The sequence below is a fragment of the Streptomyces sp. NPDC038280 genome, assembly GCF_055600045.1.
On sequence record NZ_JBVJYZ010000001.1, the window covers coordinates 1,060,273 to 1,085,454 of the forward strand.

At 70.7% G+C, this 25,182-nt stretch carries 18 protein-coding genes and 1 pseudogene; 5 read left to right on the forward strand and 14 right to left on the reverse strand.

The window, feature by feature from the left end; translation table 11 throughout:
• The first annotated feature begins 42 nt into the window (after positions 1-42).
• Both ACZ7J0_RS04670 and ACZ7J0_RS04675 read left to right on the forward strand, forming a co-directional pair.
• Positions 43-1,047 (forward strand): hypothetical protein, encoded by a 1,005-nt coding sequence (locus ACZ7J0_RS04670; RefSeq protein WP_470883923.1) that lies wholly within the window; start codon positions 43-45, stop codon positions 1,045-1,047.
• A 126-nt stretch (positions 1,048-1,173) separates the two neighbouring features.
• Positions 1,174-1,641 carry a hypothetical protein gene (locus tag ACZ7J0_RS04675; RefSeq protein WP_470883925.1) on the forward strand — a complete coding sequence of 156 codons (468 nt, stop codon included), beginning with the start codon at positions 1,174-1,176 and terminating at the stop codon, positions 1,639-1,641.
• A gap of 54 nt (positions 1,642-1,695) precedes the next feature.
• Here the strand turns inward: ACZ7J0_RS04675 and ACZ7J0_RS04680 are convergent.
• From ACZ7J0_RS04680 to ACZ7J0_RS04725, 10 genes and pseudogenes are all read right to left on the reverse strand, one after another.
• Positions 1,696-1,862 (reverse strand): annotated as a pseudogene (locus tag ACZ7J0_RS04680) (RNA polymerase subunit sigma-24); the annotation flags it as partial.
• Positions 1,863-3,131: 1,269 nt separating this feature from the next.
• On the reverse strand, positions 3,132-4,601 hold the full coding sequence (locus ACZ7J0_RS04685) for an AAA family ATPase (RefSeq protein WP_470883926.1): 1,470 nt from the start codon (positions 4,599-4,601) through the stop codon (positions 3,132-3,134).
• Positions 4,598-4,921: a hypothetical protein gene (locus tag ACZ7J0_RS04690; protein ID WP_470883928.1), complete on the reverse strand. Its 324-nt coding sequence runs from the start codon at positions 4,919-4,921 to the stop codon at positions 4,598-4,600. Before ACZ7J0_RS04690 ends, ACZ7J0_RS04685 begins: the two co-directional genes overlap by 4 nt.
• Before the next feature lie 378 nt (positions 4,922-5,299).
• Entirely contained in the window at positions 5,300-6,196 is an 897-nt protein-coding gene (locus ACZ7J0_RS04695; RefSeq protein ID WP_470883930.1) for a tyrosine-type recombinase/integrase, read from the reverse strand.
• Between the two features lie 116 nt (positions 6,197-6,312).
• A complete protein-coding gene (locus tag ACZ7J0_RS04700; protein ID WP_468704576.1) occupies positions 6,313-7,863 on the reverse strand; it encodes an RNA polymerase sigma factor in 1,551 nt (516 codons plus the stop codon).
• A 344-nt stretch (positions 7,864-8,207) separates the two neighbouring features.
• Entirely contained in the window at positions 8,208-9,095 is an 888-nt protein-coding gene (locus ACZ7J0_RS04705; protein WP_470883932.1) for a FadR/GntR family transcriptional regulator, read from the reverse strand.
• Between the two features lie 171 nt (positions 9,096-9,266).
• On the reverse strand, positions 9,267-11,114 hold the full coding sequence (locus tag ACZ7J0_RS04710; protein ID WP_470883934.1) for an ABC transporter ATP-binding protein: 1,848 nt from the start codon (positions 11,112-11,114) through the stop codon (positions 9,267-9,269).
• Between the two features lie 183 nt (positions 11,115-11,297).
• Positions 11,298-12,065 (reverse strand): NUDIX hydrolase, encoded by a 768-nt coding sequence (locus ACZ7J0_RS04715; RefSeq protein WP_470883936.1) that lies wholly within the window; start codon positions 12,063-12,065, stop codon positions 11,298-11,300.
• 110 nt (positions 12,066-12,175) lie between these two features.
• On the reverse strand, positions 12,176-14,410 hold the full coding sequence (locus ACZ7J0_RS04720; protein WP_470883938.1) for an amylo-alpha-1,6-glucosidase: 2,235 nt from the start codon (positions 14,408-14,410) through the stop codon (positions 12,176-12,178).
• A gap of 115 nt (positions 14,411-14,525) precedes the next feature.
• Positions 14,526-15,830: a DUF4192 domain-containing protein gene (locus ACZ7J0_RS04725; RefSeq protein WP_470883940.1), complete on the reverse strand. Its 1,305-nt coding sequence runs from the start codon at positions 15,828-15,830 to the stop codon at positions 14,526-14,528.
• Between the two features lie 123 nt (positions 15,831-15,953).
• Between ACZ7J0_RS04725 and ACZ7J0_RS04730 the strand changes: the two genes are divergently transcribed.
• Both ACZ7J0_RS04730 and ACZ7J0_RS04735 read left to right on the forward strand, forming a co-directional pair.
• Complete coding sequence (locus ACZ7J0_RS04730; RefSeq protein WP_470883942.1) at positions 15,954-18,137, forward strand: RecQ family ATP-dependent DNA helicase; 2,184 nt, start codon at positions 15,954-15,956, stop codon at positions 18,135-18,137.
• 217 nt (positions 18,138-18,354) lie between these two features.
• The gene (locus ACZ7J0_RS04735; RefSeq protein ID WP_470883944.1) at positions 18,355-18,984 is read left to right on the forward strand and encodes a hypothetical protein; all 630 of its coding nucleotides are present in this window, start codon (positions 18,355-18,357) and stop codon (positions 18,982-18,984) included.
• Positions 18,985-19,302: 318 nt separating this feature from the next.
• On the opposite strand, the gene ACZ7J0_RS04740 is transcribed toward ACZ7J0_RS04735, so the two are convergent.
• From ACZ7J0_RS04740 to ACZ7J0_RS04750, 3 genes are all read right to left on the reverse strand, one after another.
• On the reverse strand, positions 19,303-19,914 hold the full coding sequence (locus ACZ7J0_RS04740; RefSeq protein ID WP_470883945.1) for a hypothetical protein: 612 nt from the start codon (positions 19,912-19,914) through the stop codon (positions 19,303-19,305).
• A 103-nt stretch (positions 19,915-20,017) separates the two neighbouring features.
• Positions 20,018-20,728, reverse strand: coding sequence for a ribonuclease HII (locus ACZ7J0_RS04745; RefSeq protein ID WP_468704639.1), 711 nt, complete (start codon positions 20,726-20,728; stop codon positions 20,018-20,020).
• A gap of 73 nt (positions 20,729-20,801) precedes the next feature.
• Positions 20,802-21,428: a TetR/AcrR family transcriptional regulator gene (locus ACZ7J0_RS04750; RefSeq protein ID WP_470883947.1), complete on the reverse strand. Its 627-nt coding sequence runs from the start codon at positions 21,426-21,428 to the stop codon at positions 20,802-20,804.
• A 235-nt stretch (positions 21,429-21,663) separates the two neighbouring features.
• Here ACZ7J0_RS04750 and ACZ7J0_RS04755 point away from each other — a divergent pair, with 235 nt between their 5' ends.
• Complete coding sequence (locus ACZ7J0_RS04755; protein ID WP_470883949.1) at positions 21,664-23,118, forward strand: MFS transporter; 1,455 nt, start codon at positions 21,664-21,666, stop codon at positions 23,116-23,118.
• A gap of 94 nt (positions 23,119-23,212) precedes the next feature.
• Here the strand turns inward: ACZ7J0_RS04755 and ACZ7J0_RS04760 are convergent, their stop codons facing one another.
• Positions 23,213-25,060, reverse strand: coding sequence for a DUF4153 domain-containing protein (locus ACZ7J0_RS04760; protein ID WP_470883951.1), 1,848 nt, complete (start codon positions 25,058-25,060; stop codon positions 23,213-23,215).
• Between the last annotated feature and the right edge of the window lie 122 nt (positions 25,061-25,182).

Below are 25,182 nucleotides of genomic sequence, written 5' to 3' on the forward strand. Positions count from 1 at the left end.
CGTTTCGGCACCCACTTGTGTTCTCTGTACGCTAGTCGACCGATGGCATTCGAGACCGTACGGGGGAGTTCAGGCATGGCCGCGCGCAACCGAGACAGAATCGTCCACTTCTACGAGATTGCCGACGCAGATGCCCCGGCGCACTCCCGCCTCCCGCACCGCGACTGGGCTCAGCGGATCCGCGCGCTGTGCAGCCAGCCGCCCCCGCAGCGCACTGCACGCTCGGGCGACGACATCCTGATCGGCGCCGTCGACCCCCACCAGACCGCCCCGCACCTGCTCCTCGCCAAGGGCCGCCAGGACGTGCCACAGCTCATCGACCACGTCGACGGCACCCTCAGCCACCTCCAACTCGCCGCTGACAAGGAACTGGTGGACGTCACCACCGTCTACTTCCTCCCCTTCGGCAACGTCATCGCCACCATGGCCGGCGGCATCTCCGCCCCCCGAGCCCAAGCCATCAGGCGCTGGCTCGAGGAGGTGCGTGCAGCCCCCGATGTGCGCAACCTCGAGCTGCGACCGGTGGTCAACGCCCACTCCCGGGAGAAGCTCCAGCACGCCGTGGCTATCGAGAGGCTAAATGTACGGATCGCCCCTGAGCCCTACGACAGCCCCACCGCCCTGCGCGCCAGCTCCGACCTCGGCACCGCCCTCAGCCGCCTACACGAGGACAACCCGGATATGGTGATCACCTTGACCCTGGAAGTACCGAAGAAGTCCCGCACTCTCACTCCGCGCCGCCGCGCCCGCGGCCACAACCGGCTCCTCGACTCCACCCGGGTGTTCGCCAACGATATCGAGGACTGGCTGGACAACTCCGACATCGTCGACGCCGCCGGCGCCCGCGCCCGCATGGAGGCGTGGCACAGCGAGGCCGATGACGAGAAGATCGACTTCGTGAGCGAGCGCATCACCGCGAAATGTGTCGTGCCGTTCTCCTCCAGCAACGGCCACGCAATCGACCTCCAAGTGGCCCTGAACAAGCTGGAGCGGGTCTCCCACGAGCACGAACGAGTACTGCGTGCCGCTGTCAGTGCCGACCTCTAGCCTGGAAGGCAGCTGGGGCGAAAGCCCTGGCAGCGGCGGTACGGGGGAGGGGATGCAATGCCGAGTCTGGTGGAGGCAACACGTAGTTCGCTGCAGCGATGGCGATCACGGCCAGCAACGGACTGGGTGCTCACCGCGCTCATCCTCGGTGCTCATGGTCTGCTGGTCACACTGACCGGACGTGGCGACATCTTCGGTTCACCCGACCGTGAACAGCGTTTGGAGATATACACGACGGGCGCCACCGTCGTAGCCTTGGTCGGCAGCTTCGTTACAGCTGCAATCTCGCAGTACGCAGCTGCTACGGGAAGGCGTATGCGGACGCTGCGCACTGCTGCGCCTTTGGCATCCCAATTCCGGCGGAACTGGGTCAGCATTCTTTCGGCGACACTCTTGATCTCAGGTGTCTGCATATTGGCCACAGCCTTGGACACCACGGAGGCTGATCCCGGCGGCATCCACTGGATGGTGGAGGCAGCGCTTCTACTTGGGGTAGCTCGGTCGTATCGGCTGCTCTGGCTGTTCGACGCGGTGATCAAGGCCACGGACCGGGACCTGGCGGATAGGCCGGAACCTCAGCAACTGCGGACGTGAGGCGCAGCAAGCGGCCGCACAGGCCCTGGTCAATGATCCCTCAGCGACGCCGGCGGTGTTGAGCAGGGCGGCCTGGTGCGTCAGGTAACCGTGCTCGGCGATGCTGGGTGCCTTCCGGGCCGCCTCGGCGTAGAGCCGTGCCGCCGTCACGAGGATGCCGTTTTGCGCCCCTGGATGTGGGCCGCCGCGGCGTGGCGGGGCGGTGAGGCGTCCAGCCCCGACGATGGGCAAGGCCTGTGGGGTCGCTGCTGGACGCAGTGCGATCGGCCTGGTCGGCTTTCCGGATGTGCTCAGCCTGCGCTCTGTGAGAATTTCACTCGGGGAGAGAAACGGTCGACGGGTTGGGGTCGACCGCTGGCCTGGAGGTACGTCGTGACCCCACCCCCCACCTTCAGGCAGTTCATCGCTGCGTGTGCTGGCGGCGAAGAGGGCAGGCAAGTGGTCGCTGCGGCCGTCTTTGCCGGAGTGGCCCTCCGCCCAAGTAGGCAGGCGCGCCTCCGCTGCGGCGTGTGGCCTCGGCCTGAGCGTTCCTGCTGCTCCTGGCTCCGGCTGATTGGTGGTCAGCGCTATGAGGGTTCTGCCACACTGCTTCTCCATGGGACGAGGAGGGGGAGACGGTCGTCGGCGCCGGGGCTGGCCTGGTTGGCGTGGCGCTGGGCGTTGTCTGCGCGTACGCCAGCGATGAGCTCAGGCACGCGGCACGGTCGAGGGCATACGGGTGTAGCTTCTGAGCACCGGGCAGATACTCTCGTGCAGGCCGAAATCGATGCGTGCGCTCTGCCCTCAGATGCTGACAGTCGGGCGTTGTTCAACCTGGGACGGCTACTCTCCGTTGACCAAGAGATATTCAGAGTGAGTGCAAACTTCGAGATGTCGCACCACGTCTTCGCGTGTCATCGACGTCAGTCGAGTGAGCCAGGGCCGTGGGTCACGCGCTGACCGTTGTTGCCGATGGCATGCTTCGGTGGTGCGCTGCACATGCTGGTCAGACTGAGGCCGATCCAGAACGACGCCAAGACGCTCAGGCGAGTCTAGTCGCATACAGACAGATACCCGAAGCAGTTCACGGTCATATCCAGCAGCGCTTCTCCAATAATCCGCACGTCGCCGTGAGTGTTGGTGCTGCACCTACGTGACATTCACTTTTCCGGCCGACGCTGACCACAGCCACCCAGCGGCAGACGAACCACCCGTCCGACCTGCTGCTGGTGACGCCCAGACGGTGGCATCGGTGGTGGGGTCGACCGAAATCGTCACCATCGTGGGGGTGCTGAAGAGGGTGCAGTCACCATGGCCGTCATCAGGCATCACTATCGCCGTCATCATCCGATCAAGGTTCTGACCAGGCACTTCATCATTCACACCACCGAGGGCACCGTCGCCGTCACCACTTCACCATCGATCCTCCCCCCTATGCAATAGGGGGATGGTGATGACCGACGATGGTGATGGACGATGCCAGACTGCGTGGGGCTGTGCGCGGCTCAGGCCTATCCTCGGAAAGCACCCGGCGGTTCCGCCGCAGGATGCTCCTCACGCCAGCGAATGAGCACCTTGCGGCCAGTCTCAGTGATGACGTAGCGCGCGCCCTTCTTCTCGGCGCAGCCCTTCCGGGTGAGGGCACCAACGTGCGACCGGGCATCGTTCGACTTCCAGGCGACGCCCTCCTTGGGGTTCAGCTGGTTCATCACGTCCCGCAGGTCACCCACCAGCGCACCGCCGTCATGGGCGAACTCTTCCATGATCTCCAGCCTGCCCATGCGCTCACGGTCGACCTGAGGAAGGTTCTCCGTGACATTGCGGGTCCAGTCGTCGGTGATCTCCCTGTTCGGGCACAGCGACCCACGGCCCCCATCCTCGGGCTCCCACTTGTCCAGCCGAAGGGTGATGTCGTCGCGACCCTCGTCGTCCTTCGACTTGCCGCCGTCGGTCTTCTTCGTGGACAGCTTGACCGTCATCTCGTCGTTGACCCGCCGTGTGACGACAACGGTGTTGGCGGCAGCGTATTGCGCCCCGGAACCGCGCATGCCATTACCCTTCTTGTCGAAATGGTGGACGAGGATCACGCACCCGCCGGTAGCCTCACGGAGGCTATGGCCGGCGTTGATGATGACGCCCATGCCTTCGGCGGTGTTCTCGTCCTGACCGACGGTACACATTGCCTGGGTATCGAAGATGACCATGCCAAAGCGCTCCGCCTTGGCGTACGCGATCAGCGCGGGCATCTGCTCCTCGAAGTCGGCGAGCTGGATCGGGGCCGGGCGGTAGAAGACGTTCTCGACCCGGCCGTTGAAGTTCTGCCAGGCGTTCTTCCGATGCTTAAACATGGACGCACCCTCGGCTGCGATGTACAGCGCCTTGCCGTGGGCCATGGGGATACCGTGGTAGGTCGCCTCAGACTTCCCGTACCGCGCGGCAAGGTCGTGCGCAATGAACGACTTGAAGGTGCCCGAGGGGCCCGCGATCCAGTTCAGGGAGTCGCCATAAAGCCACCCCGGCACGATCGGGTCGGGGTCCTTCATGGCATCCAGGTCATCGGCGCTCATCACGCTGGTCCTCAGCGTCTCCAGGAACACCTCGGCAGCCGGGGACAGCTCGCCGGTGATCCGACGTTCGGCCTTCTCGCGCTTGATCCTCTCGCGGGCGGTGGCCTTCATCCGTTCCAGGTCGTCGAACTTCGCCTGCTGCACATCTTGGTCTGCCTTGAGGCGCCCCATCTCGGCCAGGACGACCTTCGTGAACGCCCGGCGGACCCAGTTGCTGTCGGAAGACGGACCGAACCAGCAGGTGTACTTCGACTCTCGTTCCTCGGCGGAAGCGTAGGCAAGGCCGTCGGCAGCGGCGAACCACGCTCCGGCGTTCCACCCGACGGCATCCCACGGAAACTGAGTCGACTCCGGCTGCGGAGTCTCGACCTGGGGGAACACTGCGTCGCCGGCGGGCTGACTGAAGAGGCTCACACGGCACCACCCTCATCGTCGGTCAGGCATCCGCACCACTCCTCGTGGCAAAAGATCGCCTGCACCGCCTCGCCGGCCCGGTTCAGAGCTCGGCGCTGCCCGCGACTCGGCATCTGGAGCTGGGCACCGCAGTCAGGACACTGCCCATGCAGGTTGGCGGCACGGCGGACAGCAAGTCCGTTCTTGAGCATGGCGGGGGCGGAGTCGGGGATGGCCGGCTGCACGACCAGGGCCCGCTGCCCGATGAAGATCACGACGCTGATGTCGTAGCTCTGGGGGCCCCCGGCGTCCGAGTGCCGAGGGTTCTCGTCATTCGGCATCGCAACCGCCTCGGGGCCCGGTGGCCCGGCGGGCGGCAGCCTTGGCGGCACGGGCGCGCGAGGACGCCAGAGCGAGGTGCTTGAAGTACGCCCGGCGCGCGTGCTCAGCTCGGCGTGCGCGTTCTTCAAAGCGGAAGAGGAAGGCAGAGCGGGCGAGTGCGGTGTGTGCGGAAGGATCATCGACCTTAGCCCACATAGAGTGGGCGGCGATCTGGGCTCGCAGGCGGCGCTGTTCCGGAGTCAAGACAGGACTCTCCTAAGGAGCTGCCCGGCGCCTGGATGGGTCGGGCTCAATTAGTCCTGCCTGCGTCTTACGGGTTCCCGCACGGCACCACCGAGGGTGCGATAGGAGTACAACGCTTGTCAAGGTCGATTTCGTCAGAAATCGCCCAGACCGAGCCGACGCGCCTCCGCCGCAGCCCTGCGCTCTGACGTCGACTTCGTGTAGCGGTCGATCATGTCGCGGCGACTCCACCCCGCGACTGCCATGAGACCACCTTCCGACCCCCCGGCCGCCAGCCACCGCCCGGCAGCGGTGTGACGGAGTACGTGCGGATGGAAGTCCGGAATCCCGGCCGCCTCGGCGCGCACCTTCAGCGCGCTGTACAACGCCTGATAGGTGAAGCCCTTGCTCCTGTCCCCCAGCCACAGGGTGGGCGTCCCGGCCAGCCGGTGCGTCCGGCGGGCCCGCTGGTAGCGGTCGATAGCACGGCCGGTCTGCGCGCCGAAGGGCACAGTGCGGCTCTTGCCACCCTTGCCACGCTTGACGACCGCCATGCCCGCCTTGAGATCCACATCCCTGATCTCCATGGCCACGATCTCACCCGCCCGCGCACCAGTCTCGATCATCCGTCGGACGATGGCCTCGTCGCGACGGTCACGGAAATCCCGCCCAGCGCACGCCTTGATCAGCAGCCGGCACTGGTCATCGTCGAGCTCCTCCACGACCTTGTGATCAAGCTTCGGCGGCTTGAGACTCACGAGCTGATCGACATCGATCTCGCCCTCCTCGGCAAGCCATGCAGAGAAACGGCGCACGGCCAGCTGCCGCGACCGCGCCGTGGACGCCTCTGCACCACCGTCCAGCAAGGCCGAGACGAAGGCGTTCACGGTCGGCCGGTCGAGGACCGGAGGGCGATCCGCCTCCCCGCACCATCGCAGGAACGCGCGGACTCCGTCGCCATAGGTCTTGCGCGTCTGCGCGCTCTTCCGCTCAGCGGAGAGATGAAGAAGCCAAGAGTCGAGAAGTGACGCTATATCCAGATTTGCCCCCATGCCGCAAGCATATGTCTCTGCGGCGCGAGATATCTGGGCCAGGAGCGCTGCGCTCCTACGAAAAAGGCCCCGATCTGCACATGAGTGCAGGTCGGGGCTTTGATCGCGGTCAGTTCCTAGTCGAGGTAATCGCGCAGCACCTGCGAACGCGAGGGGTGGCGCAGCTTCGACATCGTCTTGGACTCGATCTGACGGATGCGCTCACGCGTCACGCCGTAGACCTTGCCGATCTCGTCCAGGGTCTTGGGCTGACCGTCGGTGAGGCCGAAGCGCATGGAGACCACGCCCGCCTCACGCTCGGAGAGCGTGTCCAGGACCGAGTGCAGCTGCTCCTGGAGGAGGGTGAAGCTCACCGCGTCGGCCGGGACGACCGCCTCGGAGTCTTCGATGAGGTCACCGAACTCGCTGTCGCCGTCCTCACCCAGAGGGGTGTGCAGCGAGATCGGCTCACGGCCGTACTTCTGGACCTCGATGACCTTCTCAGGGGTCATGTCGAGCTCCTTGGCCAGCTCCTCCGGGGTGGGCTCGCGGCCCAGGTCCTGGAGCATCTGGCGCTGCACGCGCGCGAGCTTGTTGATGACCTCGACCATGTGCACCGGGATACGGATGGTGCGGGCCTGGTCGGCCATGGCGCGGGTGATCGCCTGACGGATCCACCAGGTGGCGTACGTGGAGAACTTGTAGCCCTTGGTGTAGTCGAACTTCTCGACCGCACGGATCAGACCCAGGTTGCCCTCCTGGATCAGGTCCAGGAAGAGCATGCCGCGGCCGGTGTAGCGCTTGGCCAGCGAGACCACGAGGCGGAGGTTGGCCTCCAGCAGGTGGTTCTTGGCGCGGCGGCCGTCCTCGGCGATGATCTCCAGCTCGCGCTTGAGCTTCGGCGCCAGCTTGTCGGAGTTCGCCAGCTTGTCCTCGGCGAACAGTCCGGCCTCGATGCGCTTGGCGAGCTCGACCTCCTGCTCGGCGTTGAGCAGCGGGACCTTACCGATCTGCTTCAGGTAGTCCTTGACCGGGTCGGCGGTGGCACCGGCGACGGCCACCTGCTGCGCGGGAGCGTCGTCCTCGTCCTCGTCGGACAGGACGAAGCCCTTGTTCTCGCCCTCGGCTTCCTCGTCCTCGCCCTTGCCGGGCTGGACCTCGTCGAGCAGCTCTTCGCCCTCGACGCCCTCGTCGGCGTCCTTCTTGGCGGCCGTCTTCTTGGCCGTCGTCTTCTTCGCGGCGGCCTTCTTGGCCGTCGTCTTCTTGGCCGCGACCTTCTTGGCTGCCGCCTTGGGGGCGGTGGCTCCGGCCTCATCGGCCGGGGCGTCCACACCCTCTGCCGCCGCAGCCGCCACGGAGCCCGCGACGGTCTTCGTCACGGTCGTCTTGGCGGTGACGGTCTTGGTGGCGGTGCGCTTGACCGGGCTCTTCGCAGCGACGCTCTTGCGGGCGCGCTTCGGCGACTCCGCTGCACTGACCATCAGCGTCACACCCTCTTCCTCGAGGATCTGGTTGAGGCTGCGCAGAACATTCTTCCACTGGGTTGGCGGAATCTGGTCAGCCTCGAAGGCCCGACGCACGTCATCGCCGGCGATCTGCCCATCAGCCTTTCCCCGCTCGATGAGCGCCATCACAGACTCGGACTCGGCGATCTCCGGCGGGAGCGTACGGGATGTGCTGGCCGACACGAACAACCTCTCGGAACGATGGAAAACGGCTTCCGACTCCGCCCATGATCGGGCCGGAGCCGACGACCGTCGGCTGGGAATGTGCCGACGGCGCGGGCTGAACCTCGGAGCTGCACAGCGCCGCGTACGGCTGCTGTATTCCCTCCTCGGCTATCACCTCTTAGGTCATCGCACGGTTCCGAGGAGTGTTACGCCCAATCCACGTGGCCCGAGTCACACCGCATATGCCATGAATCGGCCAGAACGGCATTTACTGCCCGATTCGCGCCGCCGGACCCCGGGCTTCCCCGGGTCCGGCGACAGGCGATGCCTAGGACTCCGTCCACCGGACCGCGACCCGCGGATCAGTGCTCGCGGGGAGCGGGAACGACCCGCTCCACCTCCGGGTGGACGGTGAGCAGCTGCCGCATGGCCGTCTCCGCGCCGTTCGCGTCCCCGGCGGCGAGGGCGTCGACGATGCGCCCGTGCTGCACGAGGCAGGCCTCCCCGGGGCGGTCACAGCTGGTGATCGGGGAGCCGGACACCTGGAGGGCGGCGGCGACGATGCCGGAGAGGTGCTCCAGCATCCGGTTGCCCGCGAGCTGGATCAGCAGGGAGTGGAACTCGGTGTCGGCCCGGGAGAAGGTGATCCCGTCGCCCTGGGCGAGGGCGTGGCCCATGATCTCGACCATGTCGGTGAGGCGCTGCTGGACGTCCTCGCGGCCGTGCCCGGCCGCGAGCCGCGCGGCCAGGGGCTCGATCATCCAGCGGAGCTCGTTCAGCTCCCGCCGCTGGTCGTCGCGGAGCGGCCCGAAGGCGCGCCATTCGATGATGTCGGGGTCGAGCAGGTTCCAGTCACTGACGGGCCGGACCCGCGTGCCGACGTTGGGGCGCGCGCTGACGAGGCCCTTGGCCTCGAGGACGCGCAGCGATTCGCGGACCACCGTGCGGGAGACCTCGAAGCGCTGGCCGATCTCCTCGGGGACGAGCGGGCGGTCGGCGCCCAGGTCCCCGGAAACGATCATTTGGCCGAGCTGCTGGACGAGTTGGCCGTGCAGCCCGCGGCCGCGACTGCCCGCCGCCCGGCGGCCGACGCGGCCCAACTCGCTTTCACCCGCCTCCCAGACGGGCGGGCCGACGCGGTCGGCTCCGGGAGCCTCCCCGTAGGCGTATCGGTCGAGGTCGCCCGGGCCGGCGAGGCCGGAGTCGGCGGGGCGGGCGGCGGTCATCATGGTGTGCGCAAGGGTACTCACGCATCCTTTGTCGGCGCGCCCTCCGTGGCCCTTGAGGTCTTTGGTGAAAAGCACACGAAAGGGTGATCGCCACCCCCTACACAATTGACGCTTTATCGGAAAGAACCGGGCATTCCCAGGGGAGTTACGAACACAGTGCCCAGCAGGGGGCACCTCCGGGCCCCGGGGCGGTCACCAACGGGCGCTACGACGAAGGCCGCTGAGCAGATAAGCGCAGAACAGAGTGGCCAGGGAGAGGGACAGCGCGGCACCGACCGGTTGCGCGATCAACCGCAGCGCGCCCATCAGCCAGTGGTCGGCCATGTGCGGCCACTGGAACCAGACGAGCTCCCGGAGCCGGCCGGGCAGTCCGGTGGCCGACCGCACGGCCGGGCCGGTGATGACCTTCTGCAGGAGCGGGCCGACGACGACGGGGACGGCGAGGACGGCCGCCACCCCGGCGGCGGTGGCCCGGAAGACACCGGCCGCCAGCAGGCCGGCCCAGGCGCAGCCCACCGACAGACCGAACCAACTTCCGCACAGCGAAAGCCAGTTCCGCGGCACGGGAATCAAATCTCCGCCGTACACCAGTCGCAGGGACTCCAGGTCGACGGCCACCACGAGGACGGCGATCAGCAGGGCGGTGGCCGCGGTGACGGCGAGCTTGGCGAGGAGCAGGCCGAGGCGGCGCGGCACCGTGCCGCGCCCGGTGGAGAGCGCCGGGTAGCGGTACTCGTCGCCGAACGAGAGCGCCCCCAGCAGGCCCGCGCCGAGGGCGGCGGGGGGCAGGGGGGAAATGCCGGGCCAGCCGGCGATCGTGGCCGGCAGGGGGGTGCGGCCGCCACGGGCGAGCAGGACGGCGACCGCGGCGGACACGACGAGGACGGCGGCGATGACCAGAAGGCTCGTACGGACCCCGAAGAGGCGCCGGATCTCGTACCGCACGGGGCGCAGGGGGCCACGCAGGGGGCGCGGCGCGGTGAGGGGGGTCTCGAACCCACGGGGGTCGGGGTCCCAAGCCAGGTCGGGCTCGGCCTCGGTCCGGGGATCGGGCTCGGCCTCGGCCTCGGTCCGGGGGCCGGACGGCGAGCCCGCCCCGAGCCCCTGCGCGCGACGGGGCGCCGGCGGGACGGATGCCCCGCCGGTCCGTCGGGTGTCGCCGTCCTGGAGGCCCTCCCCGGTCTCGTCGGCGAGTTGATGGAGGAGGACGCCGTGCCGGAACGCGGTCTCACCGATCTCGGCGCGGTCGCTTCCGTAGACGGAGAGCCGGTTGCCGTCCTCCATGACCACCTCGACCGACCGCCGGGCGGCTCGCGCCTCCTGCCGGACCACGGAGGCCAGGCGGGCGGCGTGGGGGGTGCGTACGGCGACGCGTGGGCGGAGCCGCGTACGGGCGAATTCGACGGCGTCCTGTTCGGCGACGAGCCGGCCGCCGTCGATCGCGACGACACGGTCGGCATTGCGGGCCGCGGCCTTGGGATCGTCGGTCGTGTAGAGGACCGTGCCGCCCTGGTCCGCGTGCGCGCGCAGCAACTCGTACAGCCAGGCGCTCTCGCGGGGGGAGAGTCCCGCGGCCGGTTCGTCGAGCACCAGGGCGTGCGGATCGGCCAACAGGGCGGAGGCTAGACCCAGTCGGCGGTCCATGCCCCGCGAGAGGGTGCCGAGGCGCTGGTCCTGGAGTCCGTCCAGTCCCACGGCCCGGAGCAGGTCGTCGGCGCGGGAGGCGGGGACTCCGGACACCGCGCAGAGCATCCGCAACTGGCCGCGGGCGGTACGAGAGGGGTGGCCCGGCACGTCGCCGAGCAGTACGCCGACCTCATGGGTGGGGTGGGCGATCCGGTGCAGGAGCCGGCCGCGGAAGTAGGTGACGCCGCGCGCCGGCTCCAGCCCGAGCATCAGCCGCAGGGTGGTGGTCTTGCCTGATCCGGGGGGACCGAGCAGCGCCGTGACGCTGCCGGGCGGCGCTTCGAAGGAGAGGTCGTCCACGGCGGGCGGGAGGCCTCGACGGGACGTGCTGGTGAGTCCGATGGCCTGGAGCATCGCTTCCCTCGCGGTAGAGGAGACCGCTCGGCGGCTGGGCGGGTACCGCAGCAAGATAACGCGACATTTCGGACTTTTGGCGGAGCGTTGGGGCCAGTCGGGCCTCTATGTCCCTGCAGGGCCCTCCGCCTCGGCGCCTCGGCACCTCAACCGGATGTCGAACAGGCGTCTGCGGACGGTCCGTCAGACCTCGGGCCGCAGCATCGGCGGGTTCAGCAGGGTCGCCCCACCCGCTCGGAACAACTGGGCGGGCCGACCGCCCTGCCGCGTGGTGGTGCCCCCCGCGGGAACCAGGAAGCCGGGGGTACCGGTCACCTTGCGGTGGAAGTTCCGCGGATCGAGGGCGACGCCCCACACGGCTTCGTACACCCGCCTCAGTTCACCGACCGTGAACTGGGGCGGGCAGAAGGCGGTGGCAAGCGAGGAGTACTCGATCTTCGAGCGAGCCCGCTCCACGCCGTCGGCGAGGATCTGCGCATGGTCGAACGCGAGCGGCGCGGGCTGCTCGTCCTCCCGGCCGAAGCCGGTCTCGTCGAGCAACGCCTCGACGGGGGCCCACCGCGCGCTGTTCGCGTCACCGCCCGCGCGGGGCGCGGGAAGATCGGGCGCGAGCGCCAGATGGGCGACGCTGACCACTCTCATGCGGGGATCACGCTTCGGGTCGCCATAGGTCGCCAACTGCTCCAGATGCGCGCCGTTGCCCGGCAGCGGATGGGGAGCGGAGGGGTCGTGTGCGGTCAGCCCGGTCTCCTCGACGAGCTCCCGCGCCGCCGCGGCGCCGAGGTCCTCGTCGGCGCGGACGAATCCGCCGGGCAGGGCCCATCGCCCCTGGAACGGCGGCTCTCCCCGTCGCACGACCAGCGCACACAGAGCGTGGCGACGCACGGTGAGCACGACCAGGTCGACGGTGACGGCGAAGGGCGGAAAGGCCGACGGGTCGTAGGGAGACATGCCGCGATCATAGTCGTCTGCCTGACGATAAACACGCCCCTCGCGATCTTCGGTCACGACTTCTTGCACCGGGCTCTCCCCTTCCTCCGACACCGTGCCGGCGCGCCCGCTCACAGCCCCAACTGGAGACCTGGGGCGGCCTCCTCGACCATGCCGAGACCCAGTCTGCTCACCCGCACCGCGAAGGGCTCCCCGGCCACCCGGAGCCCGGAGAGCCGCACGGCGCCCAGCGGCGCGGAGCTCAGCGGACGCAGCGCGACCGTACGGCCCGGGGCGTCGGGCCGGACACCCGCGAGCGCGATCATCAGCTGGAGCGCGGAGCCCGCGCCGACCGCCGCCGGACGACAGGCCGCCGGATGCGGCGCCGGGGCGCTTCCGGCCGTGCGCTGCTCCCCCGCGTACATCTCCGGGAGCCGGTACTCGAACACCTCGGCCGCGTCGAGCACACCGCGCAGCAGGGAGACCGCCTCCTTCTCGTAACCGGCCGCCGCCAGTCCCGTCACGGCGACGGCGCTCTCGTGCACCCGCACGGCTCCCGTCCGGTGGCCGAAGGGGTTGTGGCCCGGTTCCTTGGCTCCCAGGCTGCGCAGCCCCCATCCGGAGTCCAGGGGCGGCGTACCGAGCAGCCTCGCGACCTGCCCTGTCTGCGACGGGTCCAGCAGCCCGGGCGCGAGGCGTCCGCCCCCGAGGAGCCCGGTGTCCAGAAGGTGCGCGGCGCCGCCGCCCAGGTGGGGCAGCGGCCGCTCGCCGGGGGTCCGGGCGACGGCGGGACGGCCGCCGGCGCGGTCGTCGAGCCAGAACTCCTCGCGGAACCGGTGCCGCATGGCCCGCGCCCACTCGCGCCAGCCGTCCGCGCCGGGGCGGCCGCACGCCTCCAGCAGATCGGCGCCGAGCACGGCGGCACGGTGGGCATGGGCCTGGGTCTCGGCCCGTCGCGGGCCGGCGGGGCCCGGGTCCGGCACGAATCCGTCGTCGTCCGCGGCCGCGCGCAGCCAGTCGAGGCAGCGCTCGGCCGCCGGGAGCAGCTCCGCCACATCCTGGTCGGGGAGCCCCCATCTGCGGGCCTCCGCAAGGACGACCGGGAAGGCGAGGGTGGCTTCGATGCCGGTGCACCGGGGCGGCAGGTGAGGACCGGAGTCGCGCAGCGGGCCGGGGATCCGACCCGACTGCCGCCCCGCTCGCGCGAGTTGGGTCCGGGCGATCGCGCGGAGAGTCGTGGCCGCGAGCCGGGTGCCGAGCGGCAGCGCCATGCGCGCGGCCCACAGGGACTCGGCGCCGGCCGGTCCGCAACGCCACGGGACTCCGGCGGCCGGATAAAGGTCCGACGGGTGAGCGGGATCCCGCAGCAGGAGCGCCCGCAGATCGTCGACGGCGGTGCGCAGCAGCTTCTCGGTCCGTGGGTCGTCTCCCTCCGCCCGCGCGTGGGCGAGGGGGTGGGCGCCCGACTGGCTCGCCGGGCGAACGGCTCGGTCCGTACGGACGCGAAGCTCGATGCTGCGAGCGGCCCCGGGGGGCAGTTCGAGCTCCCAGCGCAGGAGTCCGGCCGCGGCGAGCGCGTCCTTGGGCGGCGGGTCGGCGACGACGGTCGTGTGTCGCCCGCCGGGCGCCGACCAGCGCATCCCCGCGGCATGGACGCTCGCCGGGAGTTCGGCCCCGGCCCTGCCCGAAGCCACCGCCGCGAGGTCCGCGAGGTCGGTCCCCAGCGAGATCTCCACGGGAAGCCGAAGCGGGCGGGCGGCGGAGCTGCGCAGGGTGATCCGCTCGGTTCCGTCGGCGTCCCGCGTGCGCTCCACGACGATCCCGGGATCGGGTCCGGGGTCCCCCGGAAGGCGAGCCACGGACAGGAAGCGCGCGCGGTCCGCGGCGACCATTCGGGCCTGGAGGGCGAGCGGTTCGCGCCCCGCGATCCGCAGCTGACAGCGGGAGAGGAGCCGTCGGCCGGCCTGGTAGAAGCCTTCCATGCCCTGCCCCGTGAGCTGTCCGTGCGGTGCGGAGACCGCGAGGCCCGGGAGGGCGACACAGATGAGGGCGCTGTGGACGGGCGGCAGTTCGCCGGGCCGTCCGGCGGGCGGCGGAGCCGGGACGGCGGCCGGTTGCGGGCCGGCCCCGGTGACGGCCACGAGCGCGCCTGCCGGACCAGCCGCGCGGCCGGGCCCAGGAGCAGTTCCAGGAGCACCAGGACGAGCGGTGGGAGCAGGAGGGACCGCGGGCGGGGCGGCGGGGACTGTGGGGCGGGGGCCCTGCGGGAGCGGATCCGGCGTCGGGCGCGGCTCGGAGGGGTCCGCGGAGCCGGGCCGGTGGCCGAAGGCGGGTGCGGGCTGCGAGGCGGGGACGGTGGGGGCCATGGGTGGTGTGCTGTGCCTTCTGTGCGCTCCGGACAGCCGCTGGGAGTGCGGCTCCACGGGTCGTACGACTCCGCCACCCACCTGAACGGCGACACAGGGGCCCTGGTCACGGCCGTCATCGCCCGCTCCTCGATCCACGCCGGTGCCCCGTGCGGCGGGTGGTGTGGGTCCGCGAGGGAGGCGCGCCCGCTCCCGGCCGTGTCCGCTCCGAGGCGTCCGGCTCCCGCGGGGCGGGCGGGCGCACCGCCCGGGGGCGCGGGGCGCGTGCGGCTCCCCGCGCGGCGGCCACCGCCCTCGCCCGGCGCTCGCCCCGCAGGCAGCTGCGCAGCGACTCCGGGTCGAGGCCTTCGTTGCAGGCCTGGTGCAGAAGCCGCGCGAAGACGTACTCGGGGTCGGCGGCCAGTGCCAGCCCCAGTGCGACACGTGCGCTGGGCTCGTCGCCGGTGGACCAGGAGACCCATCCCGCGAGGCTGAGCGGCGCGGCGGCGTGCTCGGTATACGGGCCCACGCAGCGCCGGGCCAGAGCACGCCAGAGCCTCAGCGCACGCCCTGCCCGCGGTCCCTCCATCCACTCGGCGGCGCGGTCGCGCGTCTCACGGTCCTGCAGCCCGTGAATCACGACGGCGGCCTCGATGTCGGCGATCAGGCCGTCGTCCATGGCGTCCACCTCCGCGGTGCTCATCCCTGCCGTCGGCCCCGCCATTCTCTTCATCAGCCGCCGTACCACCCGGAGCGTCTCCGTTCGGACCTCCTCACGGCCGCGGTCGTCCAGCAGCCGGTGCACCACCGAGGCGCCTGTGGTGTCCAGCGCCTGCTGCTGCCGATCACCCCGCGGACCCGTCAGGGGCTTCAGGCGCGCCTCCATCTCCCGCAGGGAACCGCGCACCTGGATTCCGGCGTAGGCGGCGGCCGCCGCCATCACCGACGTGCCGGGCAGGGCGAGCGGGGTGCCGTCCGGAGGGCAGCAGCGGGCGTCGGGGCAGCAGTACGACCAGTACCGCCCGTCGGAGACACAAAGGGCTTCGTAGACCGGGACGTCGAGGGCGCCGCACGCCGTGCGCAGCCGCTGCGCGAGCGGCCGCAGCCGCTCCATCACCTGGCGGCCGCTCTCCTCGCTTCCGGGGTCCTGGCACAGGAAGACGACGATGCCGTCGGGGCGGGAGCCGCGCCGCTCGCAGCCGTCGACGAGGCATTCCGCGAGCTGTTCGGCCACGGGCGACCACTCCCGCGGCGAGCGCGGGATGCCGAGCCTGAGCCGCCCGCCGAAGCGGCCGCGCTCGCCGTGGAGAGCGACGAGGACGATCGAGTCGGTCGGCTGGAAGCCCAGGACGTAGGGGAGCGCGTCGGCCAGCTCGGCGGGGCCGCGCAGGGTGATCTGCTGCTCGTCGGACGGTTCGCTGGTTACGTGGTGCTTGTTCATGGTCACGACCGTCCCGCGACCGCCCCGCGTTCCGCGACCCCTGTGGATAACCTCGGCCCCGAGTTGTCCACAGGCCGGCCGCCTCGTTCGCGCAATGTCCGACCCATCGGGTTGCATGGGGGCATGACCAACGCAGACCGCCTCGAAGACCGCGCTGCCCTCAGGGCCTCCGCCGATGCCGTACTCGCCCGCCTCGTCTCGGACGCCACCGGCACGGCGCGGCTGCGCGAGGACCAGTGGCGGGCGATCGAGGCGCTCGTCGCCGAGAAACGACGTGCCCTGGTCGTGCAGCGGACGGGCTGGGGGAAGTCCGCCGTGTACTTCGTCGCGACCTCGCTCCTGCGCGAACGCGGCAGCGGGCCGACCGTGATCGTGTCCCCGCTGCTGGCGCTGATGCGCAACCAGGTGGAGGCGGCGGCGCGGGCGGGTATCCGCGCACGCACGATCAACTCGTCCAACACGGAGGAGTGGGACACGGTCCAGGAGGAGGTCGCCTCGGGCGAGGTGGATGTGCTGCTCGTCAGTCCCGAGCGCCTGAACAACCCGGACTTCCGCGACCAGGTCCTGCCACGCCTCGCGGCAGCCACCGGCCTGCTCGTGGTGGACGAGGCGCACTGCATCTCGGACTGGGGGCACGACTTCCGGCCCGACTACCGGCGGCTGCGGACGATGCTCGCCGATCTGCCGGCCGGAGTCCCGGTCCTCGCCACCACCGCGACGGCCAACGCACGGGTGACGGCGGACGTCGCCGAACAGCTGGGTACGGGGGCGGGGACGGACGCCCTGGTCCTGCGTGGCCCGCTCGACCGGGAGAGCCTCAGCCTCAGCGTGCTCCAACTCCCCGACGCGGCACACCGCTTGGCCTGGCTGGCCGATCATCTCGGCGAGCTCCCCGGCTCGGGGATCATCTACACCCTCACGGTCGCGGCGGCCGAGGAGGTCACCGCGTATCTACGGCAGTGCGGGCACACCGTGGCGTCCTACACCGGCCGGACGGAGAACGCCGACCGCCAGCAGGCCGAGGACGACCTGCTGGCCAACCGCGTCAAGGCGCTGGTCGCGACGTCCGCGCTGGGCATGGGGTTCGACAAGCCCGACCTGGGGTTCGTGGTCCACCTCGGTTCGCCCTCCTCCCCCATCGCCTACTACCAGCAGGTGGGGCGCGCGGGACGTGGTGTGGAGCACGCGGAGGTGCTGCTGCTGCCGGGCAAGGAGGACGAGGCGATCTGGCAGTACTTCGCCTCGGTGGCCTTCCCGCCCGAGGAGCAGGTGCGCCGCACCCTCGACGTGCTGGCGCAGGCCGAGCGGCCGCTCTCGCTCCCGGCGCTGGAGCCTCTGGTCGAGCTGCGGCGGACGCGCCTGGAGACCATGCTCAAGGTCCTCGACGTGGACGGTGCGGTGCACCGGGTGAAGGGCGGCTGGACCAGCACGGGCCGGCCTTGGGTGTACGACTCCGAGCGGTACGCGTGGGTGGCGCGCCAGCGGGCGGCGGAGCAGCAGGCGATGCGCGAGTACGCGTCGGCCACCAGCTGTCGGATGGAGTTCCTCCGGCGGCAGCTGGACGACGAGGAGGCCGCCCCGTGCGGGCGTTGCGACAACTGCTCCGGGGCGCGCTTCGAAGCCAAGGTGTCGGGGGCCGCGCTGGACGCCGCCAAGGGTGAGCTGGGGCGGCCGGGCGTCGAGGTGGAGCCGCGCAAGATGTGGCCGACCGGTCTCGCCGCGGTCGGTGTCGACCTGAAGGGCCGGATCCCCGCCGGGGAGCAGGCGTTCACCGGGCGGGCGCTGGGCCGGCTCTCCGACATCGGGTGGGGCAACCGGCTGCGGCCGATGCTCGCGCCGCGGGCGGCCGACGGGCCGGTGCCCGACGATGTGGTCCAGGCCGTCGTGAGCGTGCTGGCCGACTGGGCCAAGGGATCCGGCGGCTGGGCGTCGGGAGCGCCGGACGCCCCGGGCCGGCCCGTCGGCGTCGTCACGGTCGCCTCGCACAGCAGGCCCGAACTCGTTGCCTCGCTCGGCCGCCGCATCGCCGAGATCGGCCGGATGCCCCTGCTCGGTTCCGTCGCGTACGCGCCGGAGGCGGAGGACCTGAGGATCTCGCGCACCAACAGCGCGCAGCGGGTGCGTGGACTGCACCAGGCGCTGGTCGTTCCTCCGTCGCTGGCCGAGGAGTTGGTGGCGGCCGATGGGCCGGTGCTGCTGGTGGACGACCTTTCGGACAGTGGCTGGACGCTCGCGGTTGCGGCCAGGCTGCTGCGCCGGGCCGGAGCACAGGGGGTGTTTCCCCTGGTCCTCGCCGTTCAGGGATGACGTGAGGCATTGTCAGGGGCTCAACTGGGCAGGGATATGAGTGTCATTCCGACCCATTCCAGTCAGCGGCCGCAATTGCTCGTTGCCGCCCGCGCATACGACCGCAAGAATTGGATGCGCCCCCCGCACGGCCCGTTCGCGGTCCGGAAGGGCTGTGCCGGTGCGCGCCCTCACCCGACCCTGCCCGCACTGTGGGCGCGTATGCGAAGGGAGGACCGTGACCTTCGGATTCGCTCCGTCCGCAGCCACCTCGATCACGGCGTCAGCCGATTCCGCCAGCCGCCTCGCCAGGATGCTGGAACCCGCCGAATGGTCGGCGGCCGGAATTCCATTGCTGCGCAACCCACGCGAGGTTGTCAGCGGTCTGCATGCCCGTCACCGTCCCCGCCCCGCGACGGCCGTCGTGGCCGTTCTCGATCATGAGGAACGGCTCGCCGCCAGCGCCTCGTTCACCCGCCGTCCCGCCCTCGCGGACGGCTGGGAGTTCCGCAACGCGCTGTTGGCGCATCTTCGCCGGGTCATCCCGCACGATCTGCGGCGCCGCACCCCGGTGCGGACGGCGATCCTGCTCTACTGCCGTGAGGGCGACGAGCGGTGGACGCAGGAGGACGGTGCCTGGATGTGGGGGCTGCGGGACGCGTGCACGCTCCACGGTCTGCGCTGCGGTGCGTACATCACGCTGACGCACGGCGGTTGGCAGGTGCTGGGCGAGGGCCGGGGCGGCCGGCGGCCCAACTCGCTGTCGCCGCCGACGGATCTGTCGGAGGTCTCGGCCGACGCCGAGTCCTTCGCTCCCCGTACGGCGAGTGGCGCGGCGGAGCCGCTGCGACGTACCGCGGCACGCTGATCCGGAAGCGGTGAGCACCGGGCGGGCGGCATTCGGGGCGGTCCGCGCATGTGGTCGTCGCACCCGACCCGCGGAGTCACACGCACAGACCGGCGCAACAGTCACGACCCGCGGAGTCACACACACAGACCGGCGCAAGAGGCGCAACCGTTACGGCCGACGGAACAGGCACGAACGGCGGTGGCAGCGGGCACCGGCCGAACTCCGGCCGCGCGAAACAGTCACGGCCCGGCCGCCCACGCGTGGGCAGCCGGGGCAGGACCGCTGTGCCGTGTCCGTACAGTCCGCACCTGGCGGGACGTGCGAGCCGCGTACGGCTCAGACGCCCGCGCCGAGCGCGGTGTTGATGCGCTGCGGGTCTCCGCAGACGATGAGGAGCGCGCTCGCGCGCTCCTTCGCCAGGGGCAGCGCGTGGACGGCGGCCTCGGGGCCTCCGTTGACCGCGACGACCACCACCGGTCGGGCCGACGCACGGTCGACGGCGGCGGCGTCGGCGAAGAAGACGTCGTCGCGGGCGTCGTGCTGGGCCCAGTAGGCGGTCTCCCCGAACGACAGCTCGTGCGTCGCCCAGGGGTGCTGCTCACCAGTGGTGAGAACCAGGATGTCGCCGGGGGCGCGCCCGGTCTCGAGCAGCAGGTCCACGGCCTCTTCGGCGGCGTCGAGCGCGCCGTCCGCCGGGGCGGGGATCAGCTGGATCTGCGGCACGGAACGATTCTCCGGCCGGGACGACGGGGACTGCCCGGCACCGGGGTGCGGGCGCTGTACCGGCGGCGCGGGCCTGGCCGGACCGGGATGCCCCGGGCGCGGCGAGGCCGCGGAACGCGGACCGGGTACGGGACGGGGGGTCGGCGCGGGGCGGCCTGCGGCCGGAGTGGCGCGGGGACCCTGGGCACTCTCGTGAATCTGAGGCTCCTCGGGGATGAGAGGCATACGTGGATGTCTATCAAACGCCGGTGCGAGTGGCATCGGCGGGTGGGCACAAAAGTGCGGATAGCCGTTCAGCACGGCTGTGCCCGGCAGTTCAGAACTCGAATCAGAAATCGAAGCCGAGCTGGCCCCCGCTTTCCAGTGCGGCCGCCTCGGCGGAGATGCGGATCTTCTTGAGATGCCGCCACCGGGGCAGCGCGTCGAGGTACGCCCAGGAGAGCCGGTGGTACGGGGTGGGCCCCCGTTCCGCCAGGGCTGCCTTGTGCACGGGCGAGGGATACCCCGCGTTGGCGTCGAAGGCGAAGGCGGAGCACACCTCCGACCGCAGACCGAGGTCGGCCATCATCGCGTCCCGGCGCACCTTGGCGATCACCGAGGCGGCCGCGACCGCGACGCAGGACTGGTCACCCTTGATGACCGTGCGGACCTTCCAGGGGCTGCCCAGATAGTCGTGCTTGCCGTCGAGGATCACCGCGTCGGGTCGCACGGGCAGTGCGTCCAGGGCGCGCACGGCGGCCAGCCGCAGCGCCGCGGTCATCCCGAGCTCGTCGATCTCCTCCGGGGACGCGTGCCCGAGGGCGTACGCGGTGACCCACTTCTCCAGTTCCCCACACAGCTCGAGGCGGCGTTTGGGGGTAATCAGCTTGGAGTCGGTGAGTCCGGCAGGCGGTCGGCGCAGTCCGGTGACAGCGGCGCACACCGTGACCGGCCCGGCCCACGCCCCTCGCCCGACCTCGTCGACCCCGGCGATGATCTTGGCGCCGGTGGTGGCTCGGAGCGAACGCTCGACGGTGTGAGTGGGTGGTTCGTACGGCATGGCGCCTGACAGATTACGCCGATGCGGGCCGCCCGCGGTACCCCGATTCCCCCGCGGGCACCGTGGTCGGTTCTCAGCCGGACCGGGGAGCGAGCAGCGGCACCATGACCTGGTCGAGCATCTCGGCGATATCGGCGTCCCGCCATTCACTGGCGCACACCTTCGCGCGGTACATCATCATGGCCGGAATCACATCGAAGACCAGCTCACCGAGGCCTTCGGCCCGGACATCGCCGCGCTGTACCCCCCGCCGTACCACCTCGCGGAAGAGCCTCGTGGAGGGCTCGATCACGCCCGAAACAATCAAGCCATGAAGGCGTTCGGCGGTCGCGCTGTCGCATTCGTGAAGCACGGCCCTGAGGGCGTAGCCGGGCTTGGAGTACATCGCCTCGCGCACCCGCCGGCACAGCTGGAAGAGATCTTCGCGGACGCTGCCGTGGTCGGGCGCCTCGTCGAGCGCGGGCAGGCCCGCCTGGAGGGCGTCGGCGACGAGGTCCTCCTTCGACGGCCAGCGGCGGTAGACCGCGGCCTTGCCGGTCTGCGCCCCCGCCGCGACCCCTTCCATGGTCAATCCGCGCCAGCCGACCGTACTGAGCTGCTCCAGCGCGGCATCGAGAATCGCCCGTTCCAGCACCGGACCGCGGCGGCGCGAGGACGCCGGCTGCGACCGAGCGGCGGCCGCCGAGCGCGAGGTAACCATCAGCAACTCTCCATTGGTGCACATCGGTTGACACGGCAGTGGTCAGTGAACGCTTGCGTTCACTGACGGGGACTCACTACCGTTGAGCGACAGTGAACGGGTGCGTTCACTAATCACTCGTGGGGGATCCATAGTGACAACAACTCAATCGGTAACACAGAGCAAGCCACCGGGTGCGGCCCGCAGGCAAGGGCGACCGGGAATCGCCCTGGCCGTCATCGCGGCCTGTCAGCTCATGGTCGTACTCGACGCCACCATTGTGAACATCGCGCTCCCGCACATTCAGGACGCGCTCTCCTTCTCCACCACCGACCTCTCGTGGGTCCTCAGCGCCTACACGCTGACCTTCGGCGGTCTGCTTCTGCTGGGCGGCAGGGCGGGCGACATCCTCGGCCGCCGCCGGGTCTTCCTGACCGGAATCCTCCTCTTCACTTTCGCCTCCCTGCTGGGCGGATTCGCCCAGGAGCCCTGGCAGTTGCTGGCGGCGCGCGCCCTGCAGGGCGTCGGCGGCGCCATCGCCTCGCCCACCTCGCTCGCCCTCATCACCACGACGTTCCCCGAAGGGCCCGAGCGGAACCGCGCGTTCGGCGTCTTCGCGGCCGTGTCCGCGGGAGGCGGCGCGATAGGTCTGCTGGCCGGCGGCATGCTGACCGAATGGCTCGACTGGCGCTGGGTGTTCTTCGTGAACGTCCCGATCGGCGTGCTCATCGCCTTCCTCACCCCCCTGTACATCAACGAGTCCGAACGTCATCCGGGACGCTTCGACATCGCGGGGGCGCTGACCTCGACGCTCGGGATGGCCTCGCTGGTGTACGGATTCATCAGCGCCTCGGAGGAGGGCTGGCGCGACCCGCTCACCATCGGCTCCTTCGTCGCCGCCGTGGTCCTGCTGGCGGCCTTCGCCCTCGTCGAGTCGCGGGCCCGGGAACCGATCACTCCGCTCAGGATGTTCGCCGACCGCAACCGGTCGGGCACGTACCTGATCATGCTGAGCCTCGCGGCGGCGATGTTCGGGATGTTCTTCTTCATCGTGCTGTTCGTGCAGAACGTGCTCGGCTACAGCCCCATCCAGTCCGGCCTCGCCTTCCTCCCCGTGACGGTCGCGATCATCACGGGCGCGGGCCTCTCGCAGCGGCTGCTGCCGGTCCTGGGCCCCAAGCCGTTCATGGTCACCGGTTCCGCCATCACCGGTGTGGGCCTGTTCTGGCAGACCTTCATCACGCCGGACAGTTCGTACGTCGGCGGGGTCCTCGGGCCGATGGTGCTCTTCGGATTCGGCATGGGTCTGAACTTCGTGACGCTGACCCTGACGGCGGTCTCCGGGGTCGCGCAGCACGAGGCGGGTGCGGCGTCCGGACTGCTGAACGCGACCCAGCAGGTGGGCGGTTCGCTCGGCCTGTCGATCCTGGTCACGGTCTTCGGTACGGCGAGCAGGAACGAGGCGGAGAAGCAGGTGCCGGCCTTCCTGTCGCAGGCGACACCGGAGCAGCAGGCACAGTTCGCCGCCTCCAAGGAACTGCCGGCGCCCTGGGGTCATGACGTGCTGACCGCCGGTATATCAACCGCCTTCACTGCGGCGGTGGCCATGGTGGGCCTCGCGCTGCTGACCGCGCTGGTGGTCATCCGCGTACGGAAGAGCGACCTGGAAGCGCTGAGCGGAAAGGCGGAGGCGTCGGGTCCGGTGGCATAACCGACCGGGGGACGCGCCTACGCGGGCGGGGCCCGTCCCAGGAGGGACGGACCCCGCTTCCGCTCACGACCACCGCTGTACGGGCCCCTCTCCGTCAGGGCCGCTCGAACTCCCCGCCGTCCTCGTTCGGCTCGTAGGAGCCGGACGGGTCGTAGGGGTCGTACTCGCCGTCGAACCGGTCCCGGTCATGGACCGCGCACTGCGCGCGGGACGACGAGACCTTCCGCTCGTCGAGGATCCTCCGCGCCCTCGCCTCCCCCAGGCTGGTGGCGTACCAGTCGGTGTGGGAATCGGCGAGATCCTCCGCGATGTGACGCAGGGCGCATGTGCGCAGCGGCTCCGGCAGCTTGTCCAGGGCGGGCACGGCATCGGCGGACAGTCCGTCCAGATACCCGATGTCGATCTTTCCGCTGCTCTCGTACCGCTCGACGTTCCGCTCCGCGACGATCGCGTCTGGGGAGATCAGACCGAAGACGAGCACGGCCCCGGCGGCGCTCGCGGCGACGGCACGCGGGAGCAGACGCGCGCCGAAGGCCCCCGCGACCATGATCAGCACAATGACCAGGCCGAGCCACAGTTCCATGGCGGCGACCGAGATCCTCAGCCTGGTCAGTCCGTAGGCGTCGACGTACAGGTCCAACCGGCGCAGCGCCGAGGCGACGACGACCAGGGTCAGTACGCACAGGGTGCCGAGGACCGCGCGGACGAGCGTCCGGTCGCGGGTTCCCTCGCGCGGGGCCCAGCGCAGTGCGAGGCCGATCACGAGAAGCGTGAGCAGGGTGGCCCAGAGCAGCTGCCAGAAACCCTGACGGGCGTATTCGGCGTACGTGAGGCCGGTTTCGCGCAGCACCTTGTCGTATCCGCCGAAGAGAACGGCGAGCTGCACCGAGATGAAGGCCGCGAAGAGCAGATTGAGGACGACCAGCGGAAGGGCCCATTCCAGCCGTGCCCGGGCCCGTCCGGGGCGCAGCGCCACCCGGTCCCAGCGCAGGGGTGCGGCGGCGGTACGGGCCGCGGCGATCGCGCCGACGAGGCCGAGGCAGAACAGGAGGAACCGCCAGGGGCCGTCGGCCACGGAGATGTCGGGGATGAGGGAACCGAGCAGGTCCGCGAAGGCGGCGTCCGCTCCCGCGAAGAGCGCGCCGAAGACGACGAGCAGCAGCGCGGCCACCAGGACCGTGCGCACCACCGGGCCCCAGCGTCCATGGGTGCCCTCGGCGCGCTCCCGAACGCCCGCCCAGGCCCACGCCATGCCGGAGCCCAGTGAGTCGAGCAGTCCGAGGGGGCTGAGGAGGACGCCCGGCCAGCGCCGGCCGCCGTGCAGGGCGAGTGAACCGAGCGCCAGGGCGGAGACGATGGCGAGGAAGGTGGGCCACCCGGCGTCGCGCAGCGCGGGAATCACCAGCGTCGCGACTCCGGCGACGGCCCATATCAAGGTCCAGGGGCGGACCCGCCGGCCGGCAGCCGTCGCGGCGAAGTAGGCGGCGAGGGCGAGCGGGACGGCGACGATCAGGAGATTGACGCCGAGGCCGTCGCCGAGCAGGAACCCGCTGAACACCCCGGCCACCAGGGCCGACCAGAGCGTGGCCGTGGGGATACGGGCAGGCGCGGCGGGACGCACCTTGCTGAACCGGCTGACGGTCGGCGGCTTCGGCGGGCCGTACGGGCTCGGCTGCCGCAGCGCCGCTCCCGGCGGCCACTGCGGCGGCGGTGCGCCCTTCTGGGACGCGGCCGGTGCCGCGCTCGGCGACGCCACCGGGGATCCTCCCGCCTCCCGGGCCGACTGCGGCAACTGCCTCGCCGAGGAGCCGGGGGCAGATGCCGTCCGGGCCCCGCCACCAGGCCCCACGGGCGACGACGATCCCGTCGCGCTCGCCCCGGGCGGTTCCGATGTGCCGTTCGCGGCCGCGTCCCGCGGCGGTTCGGGCGGTGTGTCTGACATGTGCCCCCCTCCCTGCCCGAACCCGGACAGGCCGGTGCCATGCCGCGTACGGGCGGGCTTCTCGTCGGCGCGCGCTTGTCATGATCAGCGCAGCGCGTGGGCGACAGGCTAACCGCGCCTCC